Raw genomic sequence first — 22,034 nt, 5'->3', positions numbered from 1 at the left:
CGAAGAACTGACGCTGCGTACGCATCCTTGATGCGGAGCAAGCTCAACAATTACACTAGTGACGGAAAGATGAGCGTTTACCGAGTCAAAGCTCGGTCGCTTAATGTGCATTCTCGTCCGCCAAACGAGATCTGCATTCGCTAGAGAGCCGCACGAAGCATTGGCTTGCGCCGTTCCGAACATCTCATGTGCTGGATCAGCAAGCCGCGCTTGACTTCGCATTGCCTCGTCGGAGCGCGCCGCAGTCTCCAGCCTTGCGTGGCTTTTATTTGGCAGGGAAGTCGACACCGCGAAGCGTCACGATCGCCACTGCGCACGGCGTCTCCACGCCGTCAGCCACCGAGGCCACGTCGACATGCGCCACGCCGATCGTGCTGCCGACCTGAATCGCGCGGGCACGGGCGATCAGCAACTGGCCTTTCGCGGGGGCGAGGAAGCTCACGTTGAGGTTTACCGTTACCGCAAACCGGCCTGATGGCATCGCCGTGGTCACCGCGCCGCCACCGGCATGGTCAGCCAGGCCGGCGATGACCCCGCCATGAAAGAAGCCGTTGGCCTGGAGCAGATCGGCGTTCTTCGCCAGCGACATCACGACATGGCCGGCTTTCGCGCTCTCGACCTTGGTCCCGACGGCCCGGGTGTAGCCAGGGGCGGAGGTGACCCGTTCGACAAGATTGCGGATCTCATCAGGCGTCATCGGCTGTCTTGGATGATCCATCGGTTCGTCCCGGCTGTGTGACCGGGCGCCATGCTCAGACCGGGAATAGCCTTAGGCAATCCCGATTGCTCCGATACCGACCCATAGATACTCTCTATGGATGGACTTCAAACACATCAGGTATTTCGTAGCCGTCGCCGAAGCGGGCAGCTTCAGCGCCGGCGCTCGGCGGGCGTTCGTCACGCAGCCGACGCTGTCGGCGGCGATCGCTTCCCTCGAGGCCGGACTCGGCTTTGCCTTGCTGGAACGGCATGCGCGCGGCGTCAGGCTCACCCCAAAGGGCGAAGAGGCGCTGGAGACCTCGCGCGCGATCCTGCGCCAGACCGAGCGGCTCAAGGCGGCGTCCGGCAAGCCCTCGGGCCGGCCGTTACGGCTCGGCATTCTCCCGACGATCGCGCCTGCCTTCGTCGCCCAATGCATCGGGCGTCTGCGGGCGCTCGAGCCTGGCCGGTCATGGCGCACCGAGGATGCGCCCCTTGCCAAGCTGCGGGAGCGGCTCACTAGCGGCCGCTACGACGTCATCCTGACCGCGCTGGGCTCGCCGGCCCGCGGCCACCGGCAGTTGGAGCTGACGGCAGACCGGCAGGCGCTGGCGGTTTCCGCCCGCGCGTTTCCGCGTGGACCCGTCTCACCGGAGATACTGGCGGGCCAGCCTCTGATCGTGCGCGTGCATTGCGAGCAGTTGCAGTCGGCATCGCGTATTCTCGATGCGTGGAAGGTGCGGCCGCGCGTTGTCGCGCAGACCGACAGTGACGCGCGGGCGCTTGCGATGGTGGCGGCCGGCCTCGGCTTCTGCCTGATGCCGGACAGTTTTGAACATCCCGAAGTGCGGATGCTCCGCCCCGAAGGCGTCGAGCTGACGAGGCGGCTCGGCTTTGAATGGGTCAAAGGCGGCGGCGATGGCTGGCTCGATCGCGCGCTGGATGGTCTGTGATCGGCTGGCGCCACGCGTCTTGAGAGCTCGCCGAAAAAGCGAATGGCCGGGACAAGCCCGGCCATGACTGGAAACAGTGGATCTCAGGCCGGACTTTAATTCGTCCGGATGATCGGTTCCTTCTCGATCTTGTTGTGAAGCTGCCAGAAGCGCACGGTGCGCTGCGCCGTCTCCATCGACAGCTTGCGATAGTCACGCTGCGCGACCTCCAGCGTCTGCTCGTTGACCGGATGCTTCGGCCGGTTGCGCAGGATCGACTCGACGGTCGGCCAGTTCAGGCGCGCCGACCGGCAGGGAATGAGGAGGAGGTCGGCGCGAGGACCATCCATCAGCTTGGCGGTCATTTCGACCGGCATTTCGTTGAGAACCGCCAGCGCGACAGTCACCTCGTCGAACTTGTTGGTTTCCGCGAATTTGTAGACCGCCGCGTCGTCGAGCTCGTTCAACCCCTTCATCAGCTTCACCAGTTCTTCGGCGACGCCGAAGCTGCGGGTCGGCTGCGGTGCTTCGCGGGCGATCTCGTTCAGGACTCGTTTGATCTCATCCTGGACCGCGGGCGGCGCGATGGCCAGGAGCCGCGCGCGAACCGCATCCTTGGCCCGGCGGAGCAGGTCGCCCATGAACTTCTGCGGGAAATCAGCGCGCAGGCCGAGGATTTCCACCAGTTCGTCATCGGCGCCGGCGCGGGCAACGATGGTGGAATAGCCCTGGTCGGAAAATTTGGCGCCTGCGTTGTTGGCGAGCTTTCGAATCACCGGACCTTCACCGCGGTCGACGATGACGTCGGTCACGGCCGCAGGCAACTCGGCACGGCCGGAAATGGCGAGCAGGTGATCCTGTCCCTTGCTGCTGGCGATCTCGACCAGCACCTCGGTGCCGAGCCGGCTGGAATGGGCCAGCACATTGCCGGCGACCTCGATCTCGTCGTCCCAGGCGAGATGCTGGATGACCTCGAACGGAGCGTAATCGAGCGGCGCCAGCCGCTTGGAGAGCTCGGCCTTCGCCCGCGTCTCGACGCGCGCGATCAAAAGGCAGAGCACGTCGTCGAAGACCTTGACCTGGTCGTCGCTCAAACGCTCTCCGTCGTGGAGAAACAGGTCGGTTACTTGTCGCAGCGTCTCCACCCGTCGGGCAGAGGAGCCGCCTCTAACGGCATCTTCGAGTTCAGCAATGATCGAATGGGCCGGCTGTTGCACCATTGTGGGCAGCCTGTTCGTTGTTGAAGGGTCGGCGCGACAATGACGAACCGAGCCTTACACTCGCGTTAAAGGCGAAAGGCGGTGTACGTATGGACCGGCTGCTACCGAAACGGGCAACTCGTTCGCAAGCCGACGCCGCGCAGTCGGCCGCGACAAGCGCGCCGCGCATTGCATACACCGTGTTTCGAATTGCTTTACCAAGGCGCCAGCGCGTATGCCGCGACTTCATGTGATAAATCGCCTCAGAATCGCCGATGTTGAAGCGGATCGGCCATCTGCCGCCGCTTTCGGTATCCCTGTCCGGCTGCTATCCTCACCAAACCGTTGCCGGAAAAAATCGATTGGCAACGTGCCGAACAAGGCGCCGTCAAGGCTGACCGCGCCCGCGGAGGAATCTCAGAGACCTAGCGCTTAAGCATTCCTTCACGACGAACTTCATTAAACCTCTGACAGGGCATTGAGACCATGAGATCAGTCGTCATCACCGGCGCGTCAACCGGCATCGGCTGGGCCAGTGCGAAGCTGCTGCTCGAACGCGGCTTCCGCGTGTTCGGCAGCGTGCGCAAGCAGGCTGACGCCGATCGCCTCAGAGGCGAGTTCGGTGCGAACTTCACGCCGCTGATCTTCGACGTCACCGACGAGGCGGCGGTGCTAGCCGCCGCGCGGGAGGTCCGTAGCGCACTCAACGGTGAAACACTCGCCGGCCTCGTCAACAATGCAGGCATTGCGGTCTCAGGCCCCGTGCTCGAACTCGCTGCCGACGAATTCCGCCGCCAGATGGAGGTCAATTTCATCGGCCCGATCATTGCGACCCAGGCGTTCGGGCCGATGCTTGGCTCCGATCCAAGCCTGAAGGGACCGAAGGGACGGATCGTGATGATCTCGTCGGTCGCTGGCAAGAACGGCAGTCCGATGACCTCGCCCTATGCCGCTTCCAAGCACGCGATCGAGGGATTGTCGGAGAGCCTGCGCCGCGAGCTGATGCTGTTCGGGATCGACGTCATCATCATTGCACCGGGCGCGGTGAAGACGCCGATTTGGAGCAAGGCCGAGGAAGTCGACATTTCGGCCTATAAGAACTCGCCTTACTTGCCGGTGCTGGAGAAGATTCGCGCCTACATGCTGGATCTCGGCGCGAAGGGATTGCCGCCCGAGACGATCGCCGAGAAAGTGTTCGAGGCGTTGACGCTGCCGAATCCCAAGGTGCGCTACATGATCGCGCCCGATCCGATGCGGCAGTTCCTGGCTGCCGTGCTGCCCAAGCGCATGCTCGACAAGATCATCGCCAAGCGTCTCGGACTAATACCGCAGGGATGAGCATGATGCTGCGAACGGCAACAACTGCCTCTACGGAATGGGCGAGGGCGCCATCGTGCGGCTGAAGCCGGCGAACGCATGCGCAGGATGACCGAAATACGCGCCAAGGAACTAAGGCATCGACCAGCAGTGACAACGGGAAAGACCAGAGCGGAATTGACTGAAATCGCCGAGGCGGCGCTTCGCAGCCAGCCCGGATGCGAAACCGCATCCGTGCCCGACGTGCGCGCCCTGCCCAATGTCCGCGCGGGGCGGAACTGGGAAATCCCCAACGTCGTTCTCGGTGACAGCCTGATCAGCGACATCGACCGCGCCGTGATGTCAGTGCACCGTCGGCTCGGACGGAAATATCATCTGCGCGACTAGTTTTGCGCCGCTCGCGCCGGCGCCTCCGCGCGCGGTGCCATCGCGATCATGCGTAGCGCGAACACAGCCAAGAGTGGCACGAGGAACAGCGCGTAGAGCGGCATGTCGGGAATCCGCTTGCCGAACGACACCATGAACTGCAACAGCAAATAGTAGCCGCCGATGAGATGCAGCCGCCGCCAGGCGCGCGCGCCGATCGCGGCTGCGGTGCGATCGAAGGAAGTCGCAGTCAGCGCGATGATGAAGGCATAGCCGATGCCGCCGAAGATGTAGGAGGCGATCGACGTCGCCGCCGCATAACCTTCGGGGTCCATCACGGCGAAGGCCAGAATGGCGGCGGCGTGGATGGCGTGCGAGGCCGCAAAGCTGACGCCGACATAGCGGCGGTTGCGGCGCAGCCAGCGCGTCGCGGCGTTGGGCCACAGCCGTGCCAGCGCGGCGGCGGAGAAGGCGAGGCAGAATAGCAGCAGCGAGGTCCGCGCGGTGAAGCGAATCACCATCCGCACGCCCTCGACCTCGAACCCGCGCATGCCGGCGATCCAAATGCTGAGCGCAAGTAGCGTGAGCGAAAGCAGGGCGAACAGCCGCCAGCCTTCGAACCAGTTTTGACGCTGCATGTGTTTTGTCCCCCTGATTGCCCCGTCATTGCGAGCGCAGCGAAGCAATCCATGGCGCCGCAAGTGGAGAGGTGGATTGCTTCGCTGCGCTCGCAATGACGCGGATGCACAATGTAATCATCAGTTACATATGTCTGCGCAGAACCGTCAATCGGTGTAATCAATGCTTACATTCACGAGCTGGTGATGCTAGGAGAGGCCATGCGTCCAGCCGCCAAATCGCCCGCCCGGAAATCCGCCGCCAAGCGGCGTCGGCTCGTCGCCCGTGCGCCTGCGGAAAAGCCCTATCACCATGGCGATCTCCGGCGCGTCCTGATCGAGGCGGCGCTGCAACTGGTCTACGAGGGCGGGATGGATGCGGTCAGCGTTCGCGAGGCCGCCCGCCGCGCCGGGGTGTCGCCGGGGGCGCCGTTCCGGCATTTTCCGAGCCGCGATGCCCTGATCGAGGCGGTGGCGGAGGAGGCGCAGCGGCGGTTCCGTGCCGAGATCGAGGCGGCATTGGCCGGCGCGGCGGCCGGCGATCCGCTTGGCCGCTTCCGCGCCCTCGGGCTCGCCTACCTACGCTGGGCGATGCGCAACCCGACGCATTTCGAGATCATCTCCAGCCGCCGGCTGTTCGACCACGACGACGCGGCCGCCATCAGCCGCGATAATGCTGAGCTGATCGCGCTGACCGAGCAGACGCTGGCGGAAGCCTTTGCCGCCGGGCAGCTCCGCGTCGCCGATCTGAAGCAGGTCCAGATCGCCGGTAGGGCGCTGGTTTACGGCTTTGCCCGCATGAATATCGACGGTCATTTCCCGCGCTGGGGCGTGGCCGCCCCCGAGGCCGAACGGACCGCCGAGGCGATCCTCGATCTGTTCATCGAGGGGATTGCGCGACGCGGTTGAAGTCATTCCGGGTTCGCTTCGCGCCCCGAGATGATTCTGCCAAATTAACTGCGCCGCGTCCTCTCGTGGGCAAATTCATTGCGCGTTCATGACGATTCCACTACGTTTTTGTGACACGGCACAGGTTCCGGCTGGGTCGTGCGTCTCCTGGTACGTCGCCAGCTAAGGCTTTGCATTGCGCCGGGTCATGTTGCGTATCCTCCCATGGCGCCCGCGCCAAATCCTGGGCCGTCCGCTACCACCCTTGCCGCCGGCCTTGCCGCGATCGGTCTTTGGCGGTTGTCGGCCGTTGCTGCACCGCACATGGCGGCGCTGGCGATCCTCTTGCACACCGAAGCCGATTTCGGCGGTCGCATGGGCTTTGCCCTCGCCTGGGGCATGCTGAACTTCTTCTTTATTTTGCTGCTGCGCCGCCCGGCGCTGTCAGGGGCGCTGTCGCTGACGCTGGTCGTGGTCCTGGTGCTCCTGTCGCGGCTCAAACATGACGTCGTGCAGATGACTGCGAACTTCGTCGACCTGATGGTGATCGACCGCGACACCGCGGCCTATCTGTTTACGATCTTTCCCAACCTGCGCTGGAGCGTGGTTGGCGCCGCGCTGGTCATCCTGCCGCTGATGTACGCACTGTGGTGGCTCGATCCGTTCCGCATCCGCCGCCTGCCGGCGGCAGCGGGCCTGCTCGCCTGTCTTGCCGCGCTGACCGGTCACTCCATGGCCTGGCCCGACGAAGCCTGGCGCGGCTATTACGACGATGGCTATCTCTCCAAATTCGCCCGCTCGGGCGTGACAGCGGTTTCCGACTTCGTCAACTACGGTTTTATGGAATCGGAAGCCGTGACGGCTGAGCGGCTAAAAGTGCCGCTGGTCGATTCTTGCCATGTCGCCGGCCGCCGCCCGCACATCATCATGATCCATGACGAGTCGAGCTTCGACATCCGTCAGGCCGGCGGGGTCAAGGTGCCGCCGGGCTATGGCAGCCACTTCAAATCCTTTGATGGCCGCGAGCGCAAGTTCATGGCCGAGAGCAGCGGCGGCGCGAGCTGGATGGCCGAATACAACGTGCTGGCCGGCCTGTCCTCGCGCTCGTTCGGCCGCTTCTCCTATTTCGTCACCCGCATCGCGTCGGGGCGGGTGGAGCGGGGGCTGCCGCTGGCGTTGCGCCGCTGCGGCTACAGCACCGCCTCGCTCTATCCAGCCTACGGCGCCTTCATGGGCGCGCGAGGCTTCCAGACCTCGACCGGCATCCAGCATTTCTATGATGCGCGCGCGCTCGGCGCCAAGGGCATCGAGCCGGACAGCTTCTTCTACGACAAGGCGCTCCAGCTGATCTCAGAGCAGCCAGCCAACACGCCGCTTTTCACCTTCGTCTATCTCGCCGCCAACCATTTCCCCTGGGAAACCAAGTTTCGTCCCGACCTGCTGCCGTCCTGGCGCAAGCCCGGCAACGATCCGGTGGTCGATGAATATCTGCGGCGACAGGCGATGAGCGCCGGCGACTATGCGGCCTTCGTCACCAGCTTGAAGAAGAAGTTCCCGGCGCAACCGTTCCTGATCGTCCGCTACGGCGACCATCAGCCGGAGTTCTCGTCGAACCTGCTCGATCCCGGCCTGGATGAGGCCAGGCTCGCCCGCAAGTTCAACACCTACGACCCGCGTTACTTCACGACCTATTACGCGATCGACGCGATCAACTTTGAGCCGGTAAAGAGCTCCGCGATCATGGATACGATTGACGCGCCCTATCTGCCGCTGGTGGTCCAGGAAGCCGCCGGCATTCCGCTCGACCCCTCGTTCGAGGAGCAAAAGAACATCATGCTCCGTTGTAAGGGTGTATTTTACGCCTGCAAGGACGGCGCGGAGGCGCGCAGGTTCAACCGGTTGTTGATCGAGGCAGGTTTCATTAAGGGGCTTTGAGGACGAAGACATGTCAGCGGTTGTGGGATCCGGAACGAGCGAAAGCATCCGCACCGAAACGCGCGGCATCCGGTTCTTTGTGCTGGCCGGCCTGCTCGTTGCCCTACATCTCGCAGGGTTGGCGGTCCTGCTGACCAGCGAATTCGGGCCGTTTGCGATCACGCTGTCCGTGCTGGCGTGGATCTTCGTAAACTGTTTCCTCCTGGTCGTGCTGCAGCGCCCCGGCGTCTGCGCCGCGCTGGCGCTTGCACTGATCGTGATCTTGATCGAGCTGTCGCGCTTCAAGTTCGGCATACTCCAACTAACCCTGACGTTTCTCGATTTCCTAATCATCGACCGCGATACGTTTTCGTTTCTGCTCTCGGTGTTCCCGCGCCTGCAGATGCAGCTCGTGATCGCGGGGCTTATTGCGGTTCCGCTCTTGTGGGCGCTCTGGCGCTTCGATCCGTTTCGCGTGCGCCGCTCGTTCGCACTGTCGGGGATGGCCGGGGCCACCGCCTTGATATCGGCGATGGCTGTCGCATTGCCCGAGGAGCCCTGGGAGCCGTTCCAGGGCGTCAATCACATTTCCAGTCTGGCGCGATCCGGTGTGGTGGCGGTGTCACGGCTGGCTTCGACCGGTTGGATCGAGGTCGATCCGCCGACGAATGCCCCGCTTCGCTTTGCGGGAGCGCACGCTGCCGGCCTGCCCATGCTGCCGCCTGCCGAGACCTGCGACGCCACGGCAAAGCGACCGCACATCATCATGCTGCTCGACGAGTCGAGCTTCGACATCTCGGCCGCGCCTGGCATCAAAGTGCCGCAAGGGTACTCCGATTACTTCAAGTCCATCGACGGCAAGCAACGGACCATGATCGCGGAGGCAACCGGCGGCCCGACGTGGTACACCGAATTCAACGTCCTGACCGGCATGTCGGCGCGGTCGTTCGGCGATCTGAGATTTTATGTCACAAGGATCACCGCGAACCGTGTTGCGCGCGGCCTACCGCAAGCGCTTAAGCGTTGCGGATACAAGACCTTCTCGCTCTATCCGACCTATGGCAACTTCCTCGGCGCGCGCGCATTCCAGAAGGGCACTGGCGTCGGCCACTTCATCGACATGGCGGATATGGGCGTCGCCCAGGATATGCAGCCCGACAAGTTCTACTTCGATCAGGCCCTGAGGGTGTTTGCGCGGGAGCAGCCGCAGCACGCGCCGGTCTTCATGTTCGTCTACCTCACGGCCAACCATTTTCCGTGGACCGACGTCTATCGGCCCGATCTGACACCGCCGGACTGGACGCCACCAGGAAACACGGCGGAGACCGATGAATATATTCGCCGCCAAGTCATGACGCAGAACGACTACCGCGAATTCGTCGCTGCCCTCAAGCGCGACTATCCGGATCAGTCGTTTCTGGTGTTGCGTTTCGGCGATCACCAGCCGGCCATCTCGCAAAAGCTGCTTGAACCCGGCATCGACCAGAAACTGCTGGCGAAGCGCTTGATGGCAGCCGATCCGCGCTACTTCTCTACCTACTACGCGATTGACGGCATCAACTATCGGCCGGCTGACCTGTCGTCGGCGCTTGATACGCTCGATGCGGCCTACATCCCGCTCGTAATCCAGGAAGCCGCCGGTGTCCCGCTCGATCCGTCGTTCGAGGAGCAGAAGAAGATCATGCTTCGCTGCAACGGCGTGTTCTATGCCTGCAAGAAAGGCGCAGAGGCGCGCAGGTTCAATCGTCTCCTGATCGATGCCGGAATGATCAACGGGCTTTAAATTCCGCTCTGTCCTCGTTGGCTCGCAATGAAGGGGAGGGGCCGCGGCAAGCATCAGCCTCCTACTTCTTCCCCACTTTCTCCCATAGCCACTGCGCCACCGCATCCGGCGAGCTCGCGGCATCATTGCCGGCGGCGCGCAAATTCGCCTCGCGCATGGTGGCGATGTCGATCTTGCCGACGAGCGGCGTCAGCGCCTTGCGTAACTGCTCGTCATCTGCGCTCTTTGGCGCCAGCAGCATGATCGCATCGTAAGGCGGGATTGCGCGCCTGACGTCGTCGAGAACCATCAGGTCGTATTTCGCGATCAGCCCGTCGCTGGTGTAGCCGGCGATGACGTCGACTTCGCCGGAGGCGACCGCGGCATACATGAAGTCCGGCTGCATCTGTCGCTGGGTGCGGAACGACAGACCGTAGACCCGGCGCAGCGCGGCCCATTCGGGGCGCGAGAAGAATTCATAGTCGCCGGCGATCGACATGTTGGCGGCACGCGCGGCGAGGTCGGCGACGGTGCGGATGCCCAGTTGCTCGGCGCGTTTCTTCGGTATCACCAGCGCATAGGCATTCTCGAAGCCGAGTTCGCCGAGGAGCGTGATGTTCTGCTTTGCCAGCATCGTCTTCAGCTCTGCCACCAGTTCCTGGCGCGGCCGTATGTCGGTGCGATGGAACTGGTTGGCCCACAACGTGCCGGAATAGTCGACATAGACGTCGATGTCGCCAGCCGCCAGCGCCTCGAAGATCACGTTGGAGCCGAGGCCCTCGCGCGTCGTGGCGGAGAGGCCCGCCGCCTTCAGCCGCTGCGTCATCAGGGCGGACAACACATATTGCTCGGTAAATGTTTTGGCGCCGATGATGTAGCTCGTCTGCGGCCGCACGACGGCCGGCGCCAGCGTGGCTACGACGAGCGCTGCGATGCCGACGCCGCCCAGCCCCGCGCGAAGACGGCTGCGGTTGCGCAGGCCGCTTTCGATCAGTGCCAGCAGCTGATCAACGAGCAATGCCAGTACCGCGGCGGCAAGGCAGCCGAACAGCACGAACACCCAGTTCTGGGTCTGCAGGCCCGCAAAAATGTAATTGCCGAGGCTGGTCTGGCCGATCGGCGTCGACAGCGTCGCAGTGCCGATCACCCAGACCGCCGCGGTGCGGATGCCCGCCATCATCACCGGCAGCGCCAGCGGCAGCTCCACCGTGAACAGCGATTGCCGCGGCGTCATGCCGACGCCCTGCGCCGCCTCCAGGATCGCCGCGTCGACGCCCTGCAGGCCGGTAATGGTGTTGCGCAGCACCGGCAGCATCGAATAGAGCGCCAGCGCCAGCACCGCGGGCAGGAAGCCGAATGCGGAAAAACTAAACCCGAACCACGACAGCGACAGCGCCGCGAGGGCGAGCAGCAGCGGATAGAACAGCGCCAGCAGCGCCAGTCCCGGCACCGTCTGCACGATGCTGGCAAGCCCGAGCAAAGCGCCGCGCAGCACCGGCCGATGGCGCGAAAGAATCGCAAGCGGCAGGCTGACGAAGAGGCCGAGCGCCAGCGCAGTTACACTGACGCGGACATGGCTGCCGAGATAGTCGGGCAGATGGCCCAGCGCCTCGCCCCAGCGCGGATCGGCAAAGAAATTCATGCCGCACCATCTCGCGGCAAGAGCGCGCCGAGCCGCTCGGCCTGCCGGCGTGGTGTGCGCAGGAGTTCGCCGACATAGGCGTCGTCACTGTCCGAAAGCTCTGCTGGCGTGCCCTGCGCCAGCAGCTTGCCGCCGCGCATCACCGCAATGCGGTCAGCAAGCAGAATCGCCTCCGTCATGTCGTGCGTGATCATCACCGTGGTCAGGCCGAGCGTCTTGTGCAGCTCGCGAAAATCTTCGCCCAGCGCGTCGCGCGTTAGGGGGTCGAGCGCGCCGAACGGCTCGTCCATCAGCACGATGCGTGGCTTTGCAGCAAGCGCGCGCGCCACCCCGACGCGCTGGCGCTCTCCGCCGGAGAGTTCATGCGGCAGGCGGCCCCGATATTGCGCCCGGTCGAGCCGGACAAGATCGAGCAGCTCATCCACCCGCGCGGAAATCTCGGCGGGCGGCGTGCCCAGAAGTTTTGGCGTGATGCCGATATTGCCGGCCACCGTCAGGTGCGGGAACAGCCCGCCACTCTGAAAGACATAGCCGATCCGCCGCCGCAGCAGGATCGGATCGACGCTGCGCACTTCCTCACCCTCGACCGTGATCGAGCCGGCATCCGCCTCGATCAACCGATTGGCAAGCCGCAGCAGCGTCGTCTTGCCCGAGCCGGAGCCGCCGACGACGGCGAGGAATTCGCCCTCGGCGACGTCGAGCGAGACGTCATCGACAGCTACCACGCGGCCGCCGTCAAAGGTCTTGCCGACATGCGCGTAGGCGATCAGTGGCGTGCTCGGCATCCGGTGCGGTCCCACCTTGGCTTTTCCTGACGATATAGTGATAGCCGATAAATGGCCGGTCGCGAATGAGGGGCCTCAATGGCCCCCGCCTGGTGTGTTGTGAAGCAACGGGGTTCGAAATGGTCTACGGCCGGCCCGTGATCACCCCGACTTCAGACTGACAGGATTTTCAGCAATACAGATTCAATCAGCGGGAGAACACATTCTTCAATTGCACCAGGAATGTCACCAGCCATGCACAGCCATACATGCCGGCGAGACCAAGCGCTGTTCTGCGATCCATCAAAGACAGGTTTGTCCACCACCATATCCGGTAGAGCCATAATCCTGCCGTGCCCACGCCAAGCAGGCAGACCAGCATTTTGAGAAAGGACGAGTTCGCGACACCCAAAGCGCCAAACAGAAGCGTTGCCGGAACGAGAAACATGGTGCAGGCGGATATCAAGGTCTCGTTCATGGCTCCTCAAGACGTCTACGAATCGCAGGCTAGATATGCAGTTTGCAGCAACCTGTATCCGTCTGGAAGGGACGCCGATGCGATGCGTTCACCCGGTCGGTATGAACTGCTGCAGGAGATCGCGCGGCATCGGGTCTGCCCGGTCCGGTTCGGTCCGGCAGGCGTCACAGACCTTCGTTGAACTTCTCCTTCGTACCCGCTAAGGCATCCCTCCAAAGACTTGAGGAGAAACATGGCAGATACCGCACAGCCGACGGCGGTCGCGCTTGGCGATGCGACAGTGGCGTTTCGCGTGGCCGGCGACCGCGTCTATACGGCCGTGGAAAAGGCCAACCTGTCGGTCGCGCATGGTGAGTTCGTCGCCATCGTCGGGCCGACGGGCTGCGGAAAATCGACGCTGCTCAACGTCGCCGCCGGACTTTTGAAGCCGGCGTCGGGATCGGTGAAGATTTTTGACCAACCGCTGACGGGGCTGAACCGGGAGGCCGGCTATCTCTTCCAGGCGGACGCGCTGTTTCCATGGAAGACCGCGATCGACAACGTCGCGATCGGGCTCGAGATCAAGGGCGCGCCGCGCGAACAGGCGCTGCAGCGGGCGCAAGCTTGGCTCACATCCGTCGGTCTCGGCGCCTTCGCCAACCGCTATCCGCACATGCTGTCCGGCGGCCAGCGCAAGCGCGTTGGCCTCGCGCAGGTATTGATCCGCGATCCCAAGATTCTCCTGATGGACGAGCCGTTCGGCCCGCTGGATGCCCAGACCCGCCAGATCATGGGCAACCTCCTGCTTGAATTATGGAACGCCGACCGCAAGGCGGTGCTGTTCGTCACCCACGATCTCGAGGAGGCGATCGCGCTCGCAGACCGCGTCGTGATCATGTCGGCCGGACCCTCGGCGCGCATCATCGGCGACTGGCGGGTGAAGCTGCCGCGCCCGCGCGACATTTCGGAGGTCCGCATGGAAAAGGACTTTCATGAGCTGCACCGGGAGATCTGGGGCGTGCTGAAGGATGAAGTGATGAAGGGTTACGTGCAATCCACCCAAGCGGCAGGAGTCGGCTGATGTCGCGTTCGATGCTCCTGCTCTCGCAGTTGCTGGTCGCGGTCGTCGCGCTGGCGCTGTGGCAGTTCCTTACGACCGTGCCGGTGTTCGGAAAGATCCTGCTGCCGCCGTTCTTCTTCTCCAATCCCGTCGATGTCGGCAGCCAGATCGTCAAATGGTTTTCCAGCGGCGTGATCTGGAAGCACCTGATCATCACGCTCTGGGAATCCATCCTTGCCTTCGTGATCGGCTCGATTGCCGGCGTTCTCGTTGGTTTCTGGTTCGCGCGCCAGCCGCGCGTCGCCGCGGTGTTCGATCCCTATGTCAAGATGATCAACGCGCTGCCGCGCGTCGTGCTGGCGCCGATCTTCACGCTGTGGCTGGGCCTTGGCATCTGGTCCAAGGTCGCGCTCGGCGTGACGCTGGTGTTCTTCATCGTGTTTTTCAATGTCTATCAAGGCGTCAAGGAAGTCTCGAACACCGTGCTCGACAACGGCCGCATGCTCGGCATGAACGAGCGCCAGTTGATGCGACATGTCTATTGGCCCTCTGCGCTGTCCTGGATGTTCTCCTCGCTGCACACTTCCGTCGGCTTTGCCGTTGTCGGCGCCGTGGTCGGCGAATATCTGGGCTCTGCCGCCGGCCTCGGCTATCTGATCCAGCAGGCCGAAGGCGTGTTCGACGTCGCCGGCGTGTTCGCCGGAATGTTTGTGCTGTCGGCGTTCGTCATCCTGATCGACATGGGCGTGACGGTGGTCGAGCGGCGGCTGTTAGTGTGGCGGCCGGCTACGGCGGAGGGGCGAGGGTAGAGTTTCGCTGCCGTCAAGGCGCAACTGCCGCGCTTGATCGTCGATGCATTGGGGAGCTGCTTCTCGAGCATACGCATCATCTCACGTTGGTGCGGAAAGCGGCACTATTGATCTGCTACCGTCTCAATTTGATTGTGGCGTCACGACCGGTTGATCATGGTCGGTATGGCAGCAGATGATTTTCTCCGGCCATATCAGTTCATCATGCGATTCAAGAACCTCACGGCCAGTCGTGAGAATGATCCACAATGCAATGGCTCCTGCGATAATTGGATCGAAGCTTGGATAACCCGTCACTAGAAGCAGTAAGCCCGCGGCCACCGGGGCAAGGGATACCCATACGTCGCCAAGATTGTGGATATACGCGAGCCGGATTGCAGCGTTGTTTTGGCTTGGTTCCAGCAGCAAGCGCGCCACGCTCCAATTGGCGGCAGCGGCGGCCAGACCCACGATCATTGGAACGATGCCCTGAACCGGCACCGGATTGAACAGACGCTCCCCGGCCTGCCACAAAAGCAGCCCGCTGACCGCGATCAGCCCGACTGAGTTAAAGAGATTTCCGGCTCTCAACAGCCTCTGCGAAGGACCCCTGGTGACCAGGAATGCTGCATACAGGCAGACCAGGGCCAACTCGTCCGACAAGTTATGCGCGCTGTCCATCAGGAGGCTCAGGCTTGATGCCTGATAGCCAGCAATACCCTCCACTACAAAGATTGCAGTGTTTATCGCCAATGCAGCGGCAACGGCTTTTTGATGATGAGCCATTCTCCATCTCCCATTTCCGCGACCTGGCAAATATGTGCACTAGAACGTGCTTCGAGGTGCTGAACATGAACTATTTCGTTCGCGCAGTTGCGATATTGTCGCAGTCGTCATAGGTCGGCGTGTCCAGCTCTGCCAGGGTTCGATCACGGTCGCGCTCAGGCTAACTGCAGGGGCCCGTGATCATCGCAATGATCGCCGTGCGGATGGTGCAGCCGGCCGTCTACAAGATAGTCGACATGGTCACCATGCGGCACCGCTTCATGTCCGCAGTTTGGTCCGTGCGTATGCTCGCAATGGACCTGAGGAGTGCATTGCACGGGATTTGTTGCATTTACCGCGATGACATGTTCGTCCACGTGATCCTCGTGCATATGGTGGAGATGACCGTCGTGAAGATAATCCACATGGCCGTCGTGACGAACCGCGGTGTGCCCGCAATCCGGGCCATGCTTATGAGTGTGGTTGGCATGGTGTTTCTCGGTACATGTGGTCATTAGCAATACTCCCTGCGTTTGTTTGCCATCGATACCCCATCGCAGACCATAGTGGAACAGTCGCGGAAGCCAACGATGCCTGAGGTGCCTGCACCTGATCAATTACCGATAGCCAATGTTATAACGTTCAGGTGCAATCGAAGGTTGCGAGCCGAGCACCAAATCTACGGGTTCAGATTTCTACGTCTTCCATATGTTGGGAGCCGTGATTGTTACATGGATTTAGACACCTATCGGGGGGCGAAGGGACAGGGACGTTCCGGCGAACCCGTCTCTTGGCTCCCCGCAGTCCGCGCGGCGAAGGCGCATCCTGGATCGCTTAGTACTCTCTAGATTGCTTCGTCGCTGTCGCTCCCGTGCGCAAACGCTTTGCGTTTGTCGCAGGCAACGACGGGCGAGGAGTCGAGCCACACCCGTGCATCGTCCCGGCGGCCTTCTCAAGCTCCGCTCGCTGCTCTATCTTGCCGCCCAACAAATGGAGGAACCCATGAAGAAACTGTTCGGCCGGCTGGCCGCATCTCTGCTGGCGCTGGCGCTGACCTCGGGATTTGCCGCGGCGCAAAGCAAGGTCACCATCGCGGTCGGGGGCGGCTCGTGCCTGTGCTATCTGCCGACCGTGCTCGCCAAGCAGCTCGGCGAATACGAGAAGGCGGGTGTGGCGGTCGAATTGGTCGACCTCAAGGGCGGCTCGGATGCGCTCAAGGCCGTGCTCGGCGGCAGCGCTGACGTGGTCTCCGGCTATTTCGACCATTGCGTCAACCTGGCCGCCAAGAAGCAGGAGCTGCAGTCCTTTGTGATCTATGACCGCTATCCCGGCCTGGTGCTGGTGGTCTCGCCTTCGCGTACCAATGAAATCAAGTCGGTCAAGGATCTCGCCGGCAAGAAGGTCGGCGTCAGCGCGCCGGGCTCCTCGACCGATTTCTTCCTGAAGTATCTCTTGAAAAAGAACGGCCTCGATCCGACCAGCGCCGCCGTTATCGGCGTCGGCCTTGGCGCAACCGCGGTGGCGGCGATGCAGCAGGGCCAGATCGATGCGGCCGTGATGCTCGATCCCTCCGTCACTGTTCTGCAGAGCAACCATCCTGACTTAAGGATCCTCGCCGACACCCGCACGCAGAAGGACACGCTCGCCGTGTTCGGCGGCGAATATCCGGGCGGTGCGCTCTACACCACAACCAAATGGATCAATTCGCACGAAAAGGAAGTGCAGGCGCTGACCAATGCGATCGTCAATACGCTCGCCTGGATCCACTCGCATTCACCGGAAGAGATCATGGCGAAGATGCCGGAGGAGGTCGTCGGCAAGAACAAGGAGCTTTATCTTGCCGCGCTGAAAAATACGATCCCGATGTATTCGGAGACCGGCAAGATGGACCCGAAGGGCGCCGAAGCCGTTCTCGCCGTGTTCAGCGAGGGCTCGCCCGAGATCGCGAAAGCCAATATCGACGTGACCAAGACCTGGACCAACAAATACGTCGAGCAGGCCAGGAAGACGACGGGCACGAGCTCGAAGTGACGTCCGGATAACGTCAAGGTGATAGGAACGGCGTGAAGCGATGAGTGGCATGAAGGTTCCGGTCATTCATCGCGTCGGCGCGCTCGATCTCGTTGTCGAGCCCTGGACATGGCCGTTCGCCGAAGCGCGGCGCGCGGAAATATCCGCGCATTTCGCCGACAAGCGGCGCGAAACACCTGCGATATGGAACGGCCGTGTCCTGCTCGGGCGCAACCCGGAATTCTCGGGCGGCCGCTTCAGCGCCAGCTATTTCGAGACCGATTTCGCAAGCTTCCTGGCCTGGCGCGACTGGGGCTTTCCCGATCCATCCGTGTTCAACGGCTTTGGCATGGGCGCGCTCCGCTGCACCGACGGCGCCTTCGTACTCGGCGAGATGGGCCCGCATACCGCGAATGCTGGGCGGATCTATTTTCCCTCTGGTACCCCCGACCTCGACGATATCAGGGACGGCAGGGTCGATATACCTGGCAGCGTCACGCGCGAACTCGAGGAAGAGACCGGGCTTGCGGCCGGCGAATATGAGAGCGATCCGCATTGGTACTGCGTCTATACGGGACCTGCGGTCGCGATGATCCGCATGCTGCGCGTCAACATGTCGGGGGAGGCGGTGCGCGAGCGTATCGAGGCCGATCTCGCCGCACAGCGTCAGCCAGAATTATCCGCCATTCACCTCGTGCGCGGCACGCGCGATTTCACACCCGCTATGCCGCGCTTCGTCACTGTCTTTCTCGAAGCGCAGTTCGCAACTTGACCTCGACGCCCACCGGGAGCGCGACCGCGCTATTTCTTTCCCTTAGCGCTCGTCTTCCTGGCGATCGTTCTCGTCGTTGACGTCGTGCCGGTCGACCGTCGTTCGGCGGCGATCGTCGTCCGCCGGTTCGACAGTTTCAGCTTCGTATAGTCAAGCACCCGTTCCATCGCGATCCGTGCCTTCTCGGCGTCACCGTTCTCGATCGCACGGGCGGCAGCAGCATGGTTGGGCAGATTGTCCTTGAACCAGCCGACGCTGCCGACCGCCACATCGAAGACGGTGTTCAGGATGGTGTCGATGGCGCCGCGAAACCCCTGCAGCACCGGATTGTGCGTGGCGTCGAGGATCGCAAGGTGAAACGCCTTGTCAGCAGCGATCGCGCTGGCCTCGTCCTGCGCCGTCTCCATTGCCGCCAACGCCGTATTGATGCGCCAGCGGTCGTTCCGTGTCGCGCGCTCGGCGGCGAGCGCCGCGGCTGCCGGCTCGATGATCGAGCGGACCTCCTGGATGGCGAGCAGGAGATCGCGATCCGGCTCTTTCTGGCCGACCAGCCAGCTCAAGACGTCACGGTCGAGCAGGCTCCATTCGGCGCGCGGCAGCACATGGGTGCCGTGACGCGGGCGGACGCTGACCATTCCTTTGGCGGCCAGCGTCTTGACGGCTTCCCGCACCACGCCGCGTCCGACGCCGAAACGCGCTTCCAGATCGGGTTCGGGCGGCAGCGCCGTGCCGACCGGAATGAGATCCTGCGCGATTTCGCGGCCGAGCGTCGTCAGGACGCTGCGAATACGCCGCGGTTTGATGCGCCTGTCGGTGGTCCTTGGCTTGGCCACCCCATGCCTCCTTCTGGCCCGCTGAGTTCGCGATTGCCTAGCATGCGCCAGCTGTGATACGCAATCATCCGATGTTTAACATCTGATGATTGCGCGGCACACGCATATATCGACTGCACGGTAGATTGCTACTTTGGGTGCCGCGGCGCCGCGACAGAGTGGCTCCGGTTATACGGCTTGACATCGCACGGCGCTGCCCGTGTGATGATGAGAACAACGACAACAATAAATGACAAAAATATAAAGGTGCATTGCACCATCGATAGAGGGAGGTTTTGATGCCGGGGCGCAAAGCTGTACGCCTTCTCGTCGGGCTGTCCGCCGCAATCGCGGCGCTGGGAATGGCGGTCACCGCCGAAGCCCAGGAAAAGAAAATCAAGATCGGCGTGATTTACGACCTGACTGGCCCGCTCGCGGGCGGCGGTTCGGAGCTGCAATATATCGGCGCCAAGATCATGCTCGACCAGTTCAGCAAGACCGGAGTCGAAGGTTACAAGATCGAGGCGGTCTACGCCGACGCCCAGAGCAAGCCGGACGTGGCCATCAACGAGGCGGTCCGCCTGATCGAGCAGGAAAAGGTCGACATGCTGCTCGGCTTCTATTCGTCGGCGCAATGCGTGCCGGTGGCCGCGCGCGTCGAGCAGCTTAAGAAGTTCATGTGGATCACCACCTGCATCTCTTCCGCGGTGCTCGACAACAAGAACCTCAAATACGTGTTTCGGCCGCAGGCTTCAGGCGACCAGTTCGGACTGATGACGATGGACTTCATCGCGCAGCATTCGAAAACCAAGCTCGGCAAGGATCCGAAGGATCTGCGCGTCGCCATCATCCACGAGGACGGCGCCTACGGCGTCGACGTCTCCAAGGGCAATGAGGCGGGCGCCAAGAAGGCCGGTTTCAACATCGTGTTGAAGGAAGGCTATGCCGCTACCGCGCCCGATCTATCAGCGCTCATCACCAAATTGAAACGCGCGCGGCCCGACGTGATCTTTCACACCGGCTATAACCCGGACATCACCCTGTTCGGCCGCCAGGCCCGCGAGCAGGGTCTGAAATTCGCGGCTCTCGTCGGCCACGGCGCGGGCTATGGCGTCTACGAGAAGCTGAAGGAAGGTCTCGGCGCCGACGTTAATTACGTCTTCAACACCGATCCGATCTCGATCTGGCTCGCCAACCAGAAGAACATGGACCCGAAGCTGCCGCCTGTTATCAAGATGGTCGGCGAGGAGTTCGACAAGGCCAAGCCCGGGGTCGCGATCCGCTCCGCCCATGTCGGCATGGCGGCCTCCAACACCTATTTGTTCCTGACCGACGTGCTGCCGCGCGCCATCAAGAAATACGGCGGCGTCGATCCCGATGCGTTGCGCAAGGCGGCGCTCGAGACCGATATTCCGGAAGGCGGCACCATGCTGGGCTTCGGCGTCAAGTTCCACGGCGAGGGCACCCAGATGGCCGGCCAGAACGAGCGCTCGTTCCCGGTGGTCATCCAGTACGTCGACGACAAGTCTTACGTGGTGTGGCCAAAGAGCCAGGCGCAGCGCGAGGCCGTGCTGCCACTGCCGAAGGGCACGACGTTCAGCAACCAGTAGGGTATAATCCCGCAAACGCTTCGCGTTTGTCGCGTTTTCCGGATTATGCTCGAACAAGAAAAGTCGACAAGCATGCCTCAACGAAATTGAAGCGTGCGAGAACGGAGCATCTGGCGTGCTGACGGTAGAAGGCCTGGTGAAGCGTTTCGGCGGCTTCACCGCTGTGAACAACGTGTCGTTCCGGGTCGAGAAGGGCGAGATCCTCGGCCTGATCGGCCCGAACGGCTCGGGCAAGAGCACGATCTTCAACATGCTGTCGGGCACGCTTGTGCCGACGGCCGGATCGATCCTGTTCGATGGCGCGGAGATCGCGGGCGTCGCTCCGCACCGCATCATCAACGGCGGTATCGGCCGCACCTTCCAAATCCCGCGGCCGTTTCACCGGCTCAGCATTTTCGAGAACGTGGCGCTCGCCGGCTATTACGGCCAGGGCCGCCACAGCCGCGCCAAGGCGGACGAGGCGGCCGAGCGCGCGCTGCGCATGGTCGGCCTGCCGACCGATCGCCACGCCAGCGTCGACGGCCTGGGCGCCGCCGGCCTGAAGAAACTTGAACTCGCCAAGGCGCTCGCGACGGGGCCCAAGCTGCTGCTCGCCGATGAAAGCCTCGGGGGGCTCGACGAGCACGAGATGGACCAAGCCGCCGACATGCTGCGCAAGATCCGCGACGAGCTCGGCATCACCATCATCTGGGTCGAGCACATCATGGGCGTGTTGATGCGGGTGGTCGACCGCGTGATGGTGCTCGATCACGGCGAGAAGATTTCCGAAGGCCTGCCGAGCGCGGTGGCGAGCGATCCCCGCGTCATCGAGGTCTATCTCGGCACGGATGCGGATTCGAGTCAGGCGGCGGCGGCCGAAGCGCGCCGGCGGGCAGGGGTGTAACGCATGCTCGAACTGAAATCGGTCGACGCCGGCTACGGCACCTTCCAGGCCCTGTTCGGTATCAATCTCGACGTTAGGGCGGGCGAGGCGGTCGGCGTGATCGGCCCCAACGGCGCCGGCAAGACCACGCTGATGCGTGTGATCTCGGGCCTGATCCGCCCGGCAAAAGGATCGATCACCATGGAGGGCCACGACGTCGTAGCGACGCCGGCGCATCGCATCGTAGATCTCGGCATTGCGCATGTGCCGGAGAACCGACGGCTATTCCCGCGGCTCACCGTCGACGACAATCTGAAGATGGGCGCCTACATGCCTGGCGCGCGCGCCAAATATGCCGAGCGGCTGGAATTTGTGTTCGACCTGTTCCCGCGCATGAAGGAGCGGCGCAGCCAGATGGCCGGCACCCTGTCAGGCGGCGAGCAGCAGATGTGCGCGATCGGCCGCGCGCTGATGTCGGATCCGAAATTGCTGCTGCTCGATGAACCCTCGGCGGGCCTTGCGCCTGTTGTGGTGCAGCAGGTTTTCGAATTGGTCAAACGCATCCGCGCCAGCGGGCTCACGGTGTTGATCGTCGAGCAGAACGTGCAGCAGGTGCTCAAAGTGGTCGACCGCGCCTATCTGCTTGAGGCCGGCACCATCCGCGCCTCCGGCACGTCGGAAGAGATGATGAAGACCGATACCATCAAGCAGGCATATCTCGGGGTTTAAGGTATGACGAGCTTGCGCCAGTTGCGGCAGCGGAACTGCACTCCCTCTCCCGCTTGCGGGGGAGGGTTG

The 22,034-nt window shown here is 62.7% G+C and carries 22 protein-coding genes; 14 read left to right on the top strand and 8 right to left on the bottom strand.

Annotated features, from left to right (window positions below; all coding sequences use genetic code 11):
* Positions 1–265: 265 nt before the first annotated feature.
* Entirely contained in the window at positions 266–718 is a 453-nt protein-coding gene (locus J6524_RS05745; RefSeq protein ID WP_225669411.1) for a PaaI family thioesterase, read from the bottom strand.
* A 100-nt stretch (positions 719–818) separates the two neighbouring features.
* Between J6524_RS05745 and J6524_RS05740 the strand changes: the two genes are divergently transcribed.
* Positions 819–1,652: a LysR family transcriptional regulator gene (locus J6524_RS05740; RefSeq protein WP_225669410.1), complete on the top strand. Its 834-nt coding sequence runs from the start codon at positions 819–821 to the stop codon at positions 1,650–1,652.
* Between the two features lie 95 nt (positions 1,653–1,747).
* Here J6524_RS05740 and J6524_RS05735 read toward each other — a convergent pair whose 3' ends face one another.
* Positions 1,748–2,725: a DUF2336 domain-containing protein gene (locus J6524_RS05735; protein ID WP_225669409.1), complete on the bottom strand. Its 978-nt coding sequence runs from the start codon at positions 2,723–2,725 to the stop codon at positions 1,748–1,750.
* Positions 2,726–3,316: 591 nt separating this feature from the next.
* Here J6524_RS05735 and J6524_RS05730 point away from each other — a divergent pair.
* Together J6524_RS05730 and J6524_RS05725 are read left to right on the top strand one after the other, a co-directional pair.
* A complete protein-coding gene (locus J6524_RS05730; RefSeq protein WP_225669408.1) occupies positions 3,317–4,168 on the top strand; it encodes an SDR family oxidoreductase in 852 nt (283 codons plus the stop codon).
* Between the two features lie 156 nt (positions 4,169–4,324).
* The gene (locus J6524_RS05725; protein WP_312002348.1) at positions 4,325–4,534 is read left to right on the top strand and encodes a hypothetical protein; all 210 of its coding nucleotides are present in this window, start codon (positions 4,325–4,327) and stop codon (positions 4,532–4,534) included.
* On the opposite strand, the gene J6524_RS05720 is transcribed toward J6524_RS05725, so the two are convergent.
* Positions 4,531–5,151: a hypothetical protein gene (locus J6524_RS05720; RefSeq protein ID WP_225669407.1), complete on the bottom strand. Its 621-nt coding sequence runs from the start codon at positions 5,149–5,151 to the stop codon at positions 4,531–4,533. The genes J6524_RS05725 and J6524_RS05720 overlap by 4 nt on opposite strands.
* 201 nt (positions 5,152–5,352) lie before the next feature.
* Between J6524_RS05720 and J6524_RS05715 the strand changes: the two genes are divergently transcribed.
* From J6524_RS05715 to J6524_RS05705, 3 genes are all read left to right on the top strand, one after another.
* A complete protein-coding gene (locus J6524_RS05715) occupies positions 5,353–6,039 on the top strand; it encodes a TetR/AcrR family transcriptional regulator (RefSeq protein WP_225669406.1) in 687 nt (228 codons plus the stop codon).
* 204 nt (positions 6,040–6,243) lie between these two features.
* The gene (locus tag J6524_RS05710) at positions 6,244–7,953 is read left to right on the top strand and encodes a sulfatase-like hydrolase/transferase (protein ID WP_225669405.1); all 1,710 of its coding nucleotides are present in this window, start codon (positions 6,244–6,246) and stop codon (positions 7,951–7,953) included.
* A gap of 10 nt (positions 7,954–7,963) precedes the next feature.
* Positions 7,964–9,715 carry a sulfatase-like hydrolase/transferase gene (locus J6524_RS05705; RefSeq protein WP_225669404.1) on the top strand — a complete coding sequence of 584 codons (1,752 nt, stop codon included), beginning with the start codon at positions 7,964–7,966 and terminating at the stop codon, positions 9,713–9,715.
* 61 nt (positions 9,716–9,776) lie between these two features.
* Here the strand turns inward: J6524_RS05705 and J6524_RS05700 are convergent, their stop codons facing one another.
* From J6524_RS05700 to J6524_RS05690, 3 genes are all read right to left on the bottom strand, one after another.
* Positions 9,777–11,336, bottom strand: coding sequence for an ABC transporter permease/substrate-binding protein (locus J6524_RS05700; protein ID WP_225669403.1), 1,560 nt, complete (start codon positions 11,334–11,336; stop codon positions 9,777–9,779).
* Complete coding sequence (locus J6524_RS05695) at positions 11,333–12,121, bottom strand: ATP-binding cassette domain-containing protein (RefSeq protein WP_225669402.1); 789 nt, start codon at positions 12,119–12,121, stop codon at positions 11,333–11,335. Before J6524_RS05695 ends, J6524_RS05700 begins: the two co-directional genes overlap by 4 nt.
* Positions 12,122–12,308: 187 nt before the next feature.
* Positions 12,309–12,578, bottom strand: a complete 270-nt coding sequence (locus J6524_RS05690) for a hypothetical protein (RefSeq protein WP_225669401.1) — start codon at positions 12,576–12,578, stop codon at positions 12,309–12,311.
* Positions 12,579–12,810: 232 nt separating this feature from the next.
* Here J6524_RS05690 and J6524_RS05685 point away from each other — a divergent pair, with 232 nt between their 5' ends.
* Together J6524_RS05685 and J6524_RS05680 are read left to right on the top strand one after the other, a co-directional pair.
* Entirely contained in the window at positions 12,811–13,638 is an 828-nt protein-coding gene (locus J6524_RS05685; protein WP_225669400.1) for an ABC transporter ATP-binding protein, read from the top strand.
* Positions 13,638–14,426, top strand: coding sequence for an ABC transporter permease (locus J6524_RS05680; RefSeq protein WP_225669399.1), 789 nt, complete (start codon positions 13,638–13,640; stop codon positions 14,424–14,426). The genes J6524_RS05685 and J6524_RS05680 overlap by 1 nt, the downstream gene beginning before the upstream one ends.
* 123 nt (positions 14,427–14,549) lie before the next feature.
* Here J6524_RS05680 and J6524_RS05675 read toward each other — a convergent pair whose 3' ends face one another.
* Complete coding sequence (locus tag J6524_RS05675; protein ID WP_225669398.1) at positions 14,550–15,191, bottom strand: cation diffusion facilitator family transporter; 642 nt, start codon at positions 15,189–15,191, stop codon at positions 14,550–14,552.
* Positions 15,192–15,367: 176 nt separating this feature from the next.
* On the opposite strand from J6524_RS05675, the gene J6524_RS05670 reads away from it, so the two are divergent.
* The 3 genes from J6524_RS05670 to J6524_RS05660 all read left to right on the top strand — a co-directional run bounded on the left by J6524_RS05670 (position 15,368) and on the right by J6524_RS05660 (position 17,952).
* Entirely contained in the window at positions 15,368–15,688 is a 321-nt protein-coding gene (locus J6524_RS05670) for a hypothetical protein (protein ID WP_225669397.1), read from the top strand.
* A 484-nt stretch (positions 15,689–16,172) separates the two neighbouring features.
* On the top strand, positions 16,173–17,201 hold the full coding sequence (locus J6524_RS05665; protein ID WP_225669396.1) for an ABC transporter substrate-binding protein: 1,029 nt from the start codon (positions 16,173–16,175) through the stop codon (positions 17,199–17,201).
* Between the two features lie 49 nt (positions 17,202–17,250).
* Positions 17,251–17,952, top strand: coding sequence for an NUDIX hydrolase (locus J6524_RS05660; protein ID WP_225669395.1), 702 nt, complete (start codon positions 17,251–17,253; stop codon positions 17,950–17,952).
* A gap of 29 nt (positions 17,953–17,981) precedes the next feature.
* Here the strand turns inward: J6524_RS05660 and J6524_RS05655 are convergent, their stop codons facing one another.
* On the bottom strand, positions 17,982–18,785 hold the full coding sequence (locus J6524_RS05655; protein ID WP_225669394.1) for a FadR/GntR family transcriptional regulator: 804 nt from the start codon (positions 18,783–18,785) through the stop codon (positions 17,982–17,984).
* Between the two features lie 278 nt (positions 18,786–19,063).
* Here J6524_RS05655 and J6524_RS05650 point away from each other — a divergent pair, with 278 nt between their 5' ends.
* The 3 genes from J6524_RS05650 to J6524_RS05640 all read left to right on the top strand — a co-directional run bounded on the left by J6524_RS05650 (position 19,064) and on the right by J6524_RS05640 (position 21,965).
* Positions 19,064–20,374 (top strand): ABC transporter substrate-binding protein, encoded by a 1,311-nt coding sequence (locus tag J6524_RS05650; RefSeq protein ID WP_225669393.1) that lies wholly within the window; start codon positions 19,064–19,066, stop codon positions 20,372–20,374.
* 115 nt (positions 20,375–20,489) lie between these two features.
* Positions 20,490–21,257: an ABC transporter ATP-binding protein gene (locus J6524_RS05645; RefSeq protein WP_225669392.1), complete on the top strand. Its 768-nt coding sequence runs from the start codon at positions 20,490–20,492 to the stop codon at positions 21,255–21,257.
* Positions 21,258–21,260: 3 nt separating this feature from the next.
* Entirely contained in the window at positions 21,261–21,965 is a 705-nt protein-coding gene (locus tag J6524_RS05640) for an ABC transporter ATP-binding protein (protein WP_225669391.1), read from the top strand.
* The last annotated feature ends 69 nt before the right edge of the window (positions 21,966–22,034 follow it).

This window comes from Bradyrhizobium hereditatis (assembly GCF_020329435.1).
GTDB lineage: Bacteria > Pseudomonadota > Alphaproteobacteria > Rhizobiales > Xanthobacteraceae > Bradyrhizobium > Bradyrhizobium hereditatis.
Note: the sequence above shows the minus strand (reverse complement) of the source record. Positions and strands in the feature narration are given on the sequence as shown.

Bases quoted from the DNA above. Each gene is read 5' to 3' on its own strand.
- J6524_RS05700 (WP_225669403.1), bottom strand. From the start codon at position 11,336: ATGAATTTCTTTGCCGATCCGCGCTGGGGCGAGGCGCTGGGCCATCTG.
- J6524_RS05695 (WP_225669402.1), bottom strand. From the start codon at position 12,121: ATGCCGAGCACGCCACTGATCGCCTACGCGCATGTCGGCAAGACCTTT.
- J6524_RS05650 (WP_225669393.1), top strand. From the start codon at position 19,064: ATGCCGGGGCGCAAAGCTGTACGCCTTCTCGTCGGGCTGTCCGCCGCA.
- J6524_RS05690 (WP_225669401.1), bottom strand. From the start codon at position 12,578: ATGAACGAGACCTTGATATCCGCCTGCACCATGTTTCTCGTTCCGGCA.
- J6524_RS05680 (WP_225669399.1), top strand. From the start codon at position 13,638: ATGTCGCGTTCGATGCTCCTGCTCTCGCAGTTGCTGGTCGCGGTCGTC.
- J6524_RS05705 (WP_225669404.1), top strand. From the start codon at position 7,964: ATGTCAGCGGTTGTGGGATCCGGAACGAGCGAAAGCATCCGCACCGAA.
- J6524_RS05685 (WP_225669400.1), top strand. From the start codon at position 12,811: ATGGCAGATACCGCACAGCCGACGGCGGTCGCGCTTGGCGATGCGACA.
- J6524_RS05640 (WP_225669391.1), top strand. From the start codon at position 21,261: ATGCTCGAACTGAAATCGGTCGACGCCGGCTACGGCACCTTCCAGGCC.
- J6524_RS05740 (WP_225669410.1), top strand. From the start codon at position 819: ATGGACTTCAAACACATCAGGTATTTCGTAGCCGTCGCCGAAGCGGGC.
- J6524_RS05710 (WP_225669405.1), top strand. From the start codon at position 6,244: ATGGCGCCCGCGCCAAATCCTGGGCCGTCCGCTACCACCCTTGCCGCC.
- J6524_RS05715 (WP_225669406.1), top strand. From the start codon at position 5,353: ATGCGTCCAGCCGCCAAATCGCCCGCCCGGAAATCCGCCGCCAAGCGG.
- J6524_RS05720 (WP_225669407.1), bottom strand. From the start codon at position 5,151: ATGCAGCGTCAAAACTGGTTCGAAGGCTGGCGGCTGTTCGCCCTGCTT.
- J6524_RS05660 (WP_225669395.1), top strand. From the start codon at position 17,251: ATGAAGGTTCCGGTCATTCATCGCGTCGGCGCGCTCGATCTCGTTGTC.
- J6524_RS05745 (WP_225669411.1), bottom strand. From the start codon at position 718: ATGGATCATCCAAGACAGCCGATGACGCCTGATGAGATCCGCAATCTT.
- J6524_RS05665 (WP_225669396.1), top strand. From the start codon at position 16,173: ATGAAGAAACTGTTCGGCCGGCTGGCCGCATCTCTGCTGGCGCTGGCG.
- J6524_RS05675 (WP_225669398.1), bottom strand. From the start codon at position 15,191: ATGGCTCATCATCAAAAAGCCGTTGCCGCTGCATTGGCGATAAACACT.
- J6524_RS05730 (WP_225669408.1), top strand. From the start codon at position 3,317: ATGAGATCAGTCGTCATCACCGGCGCGTCAACCGGCATCGGCTGGGCC.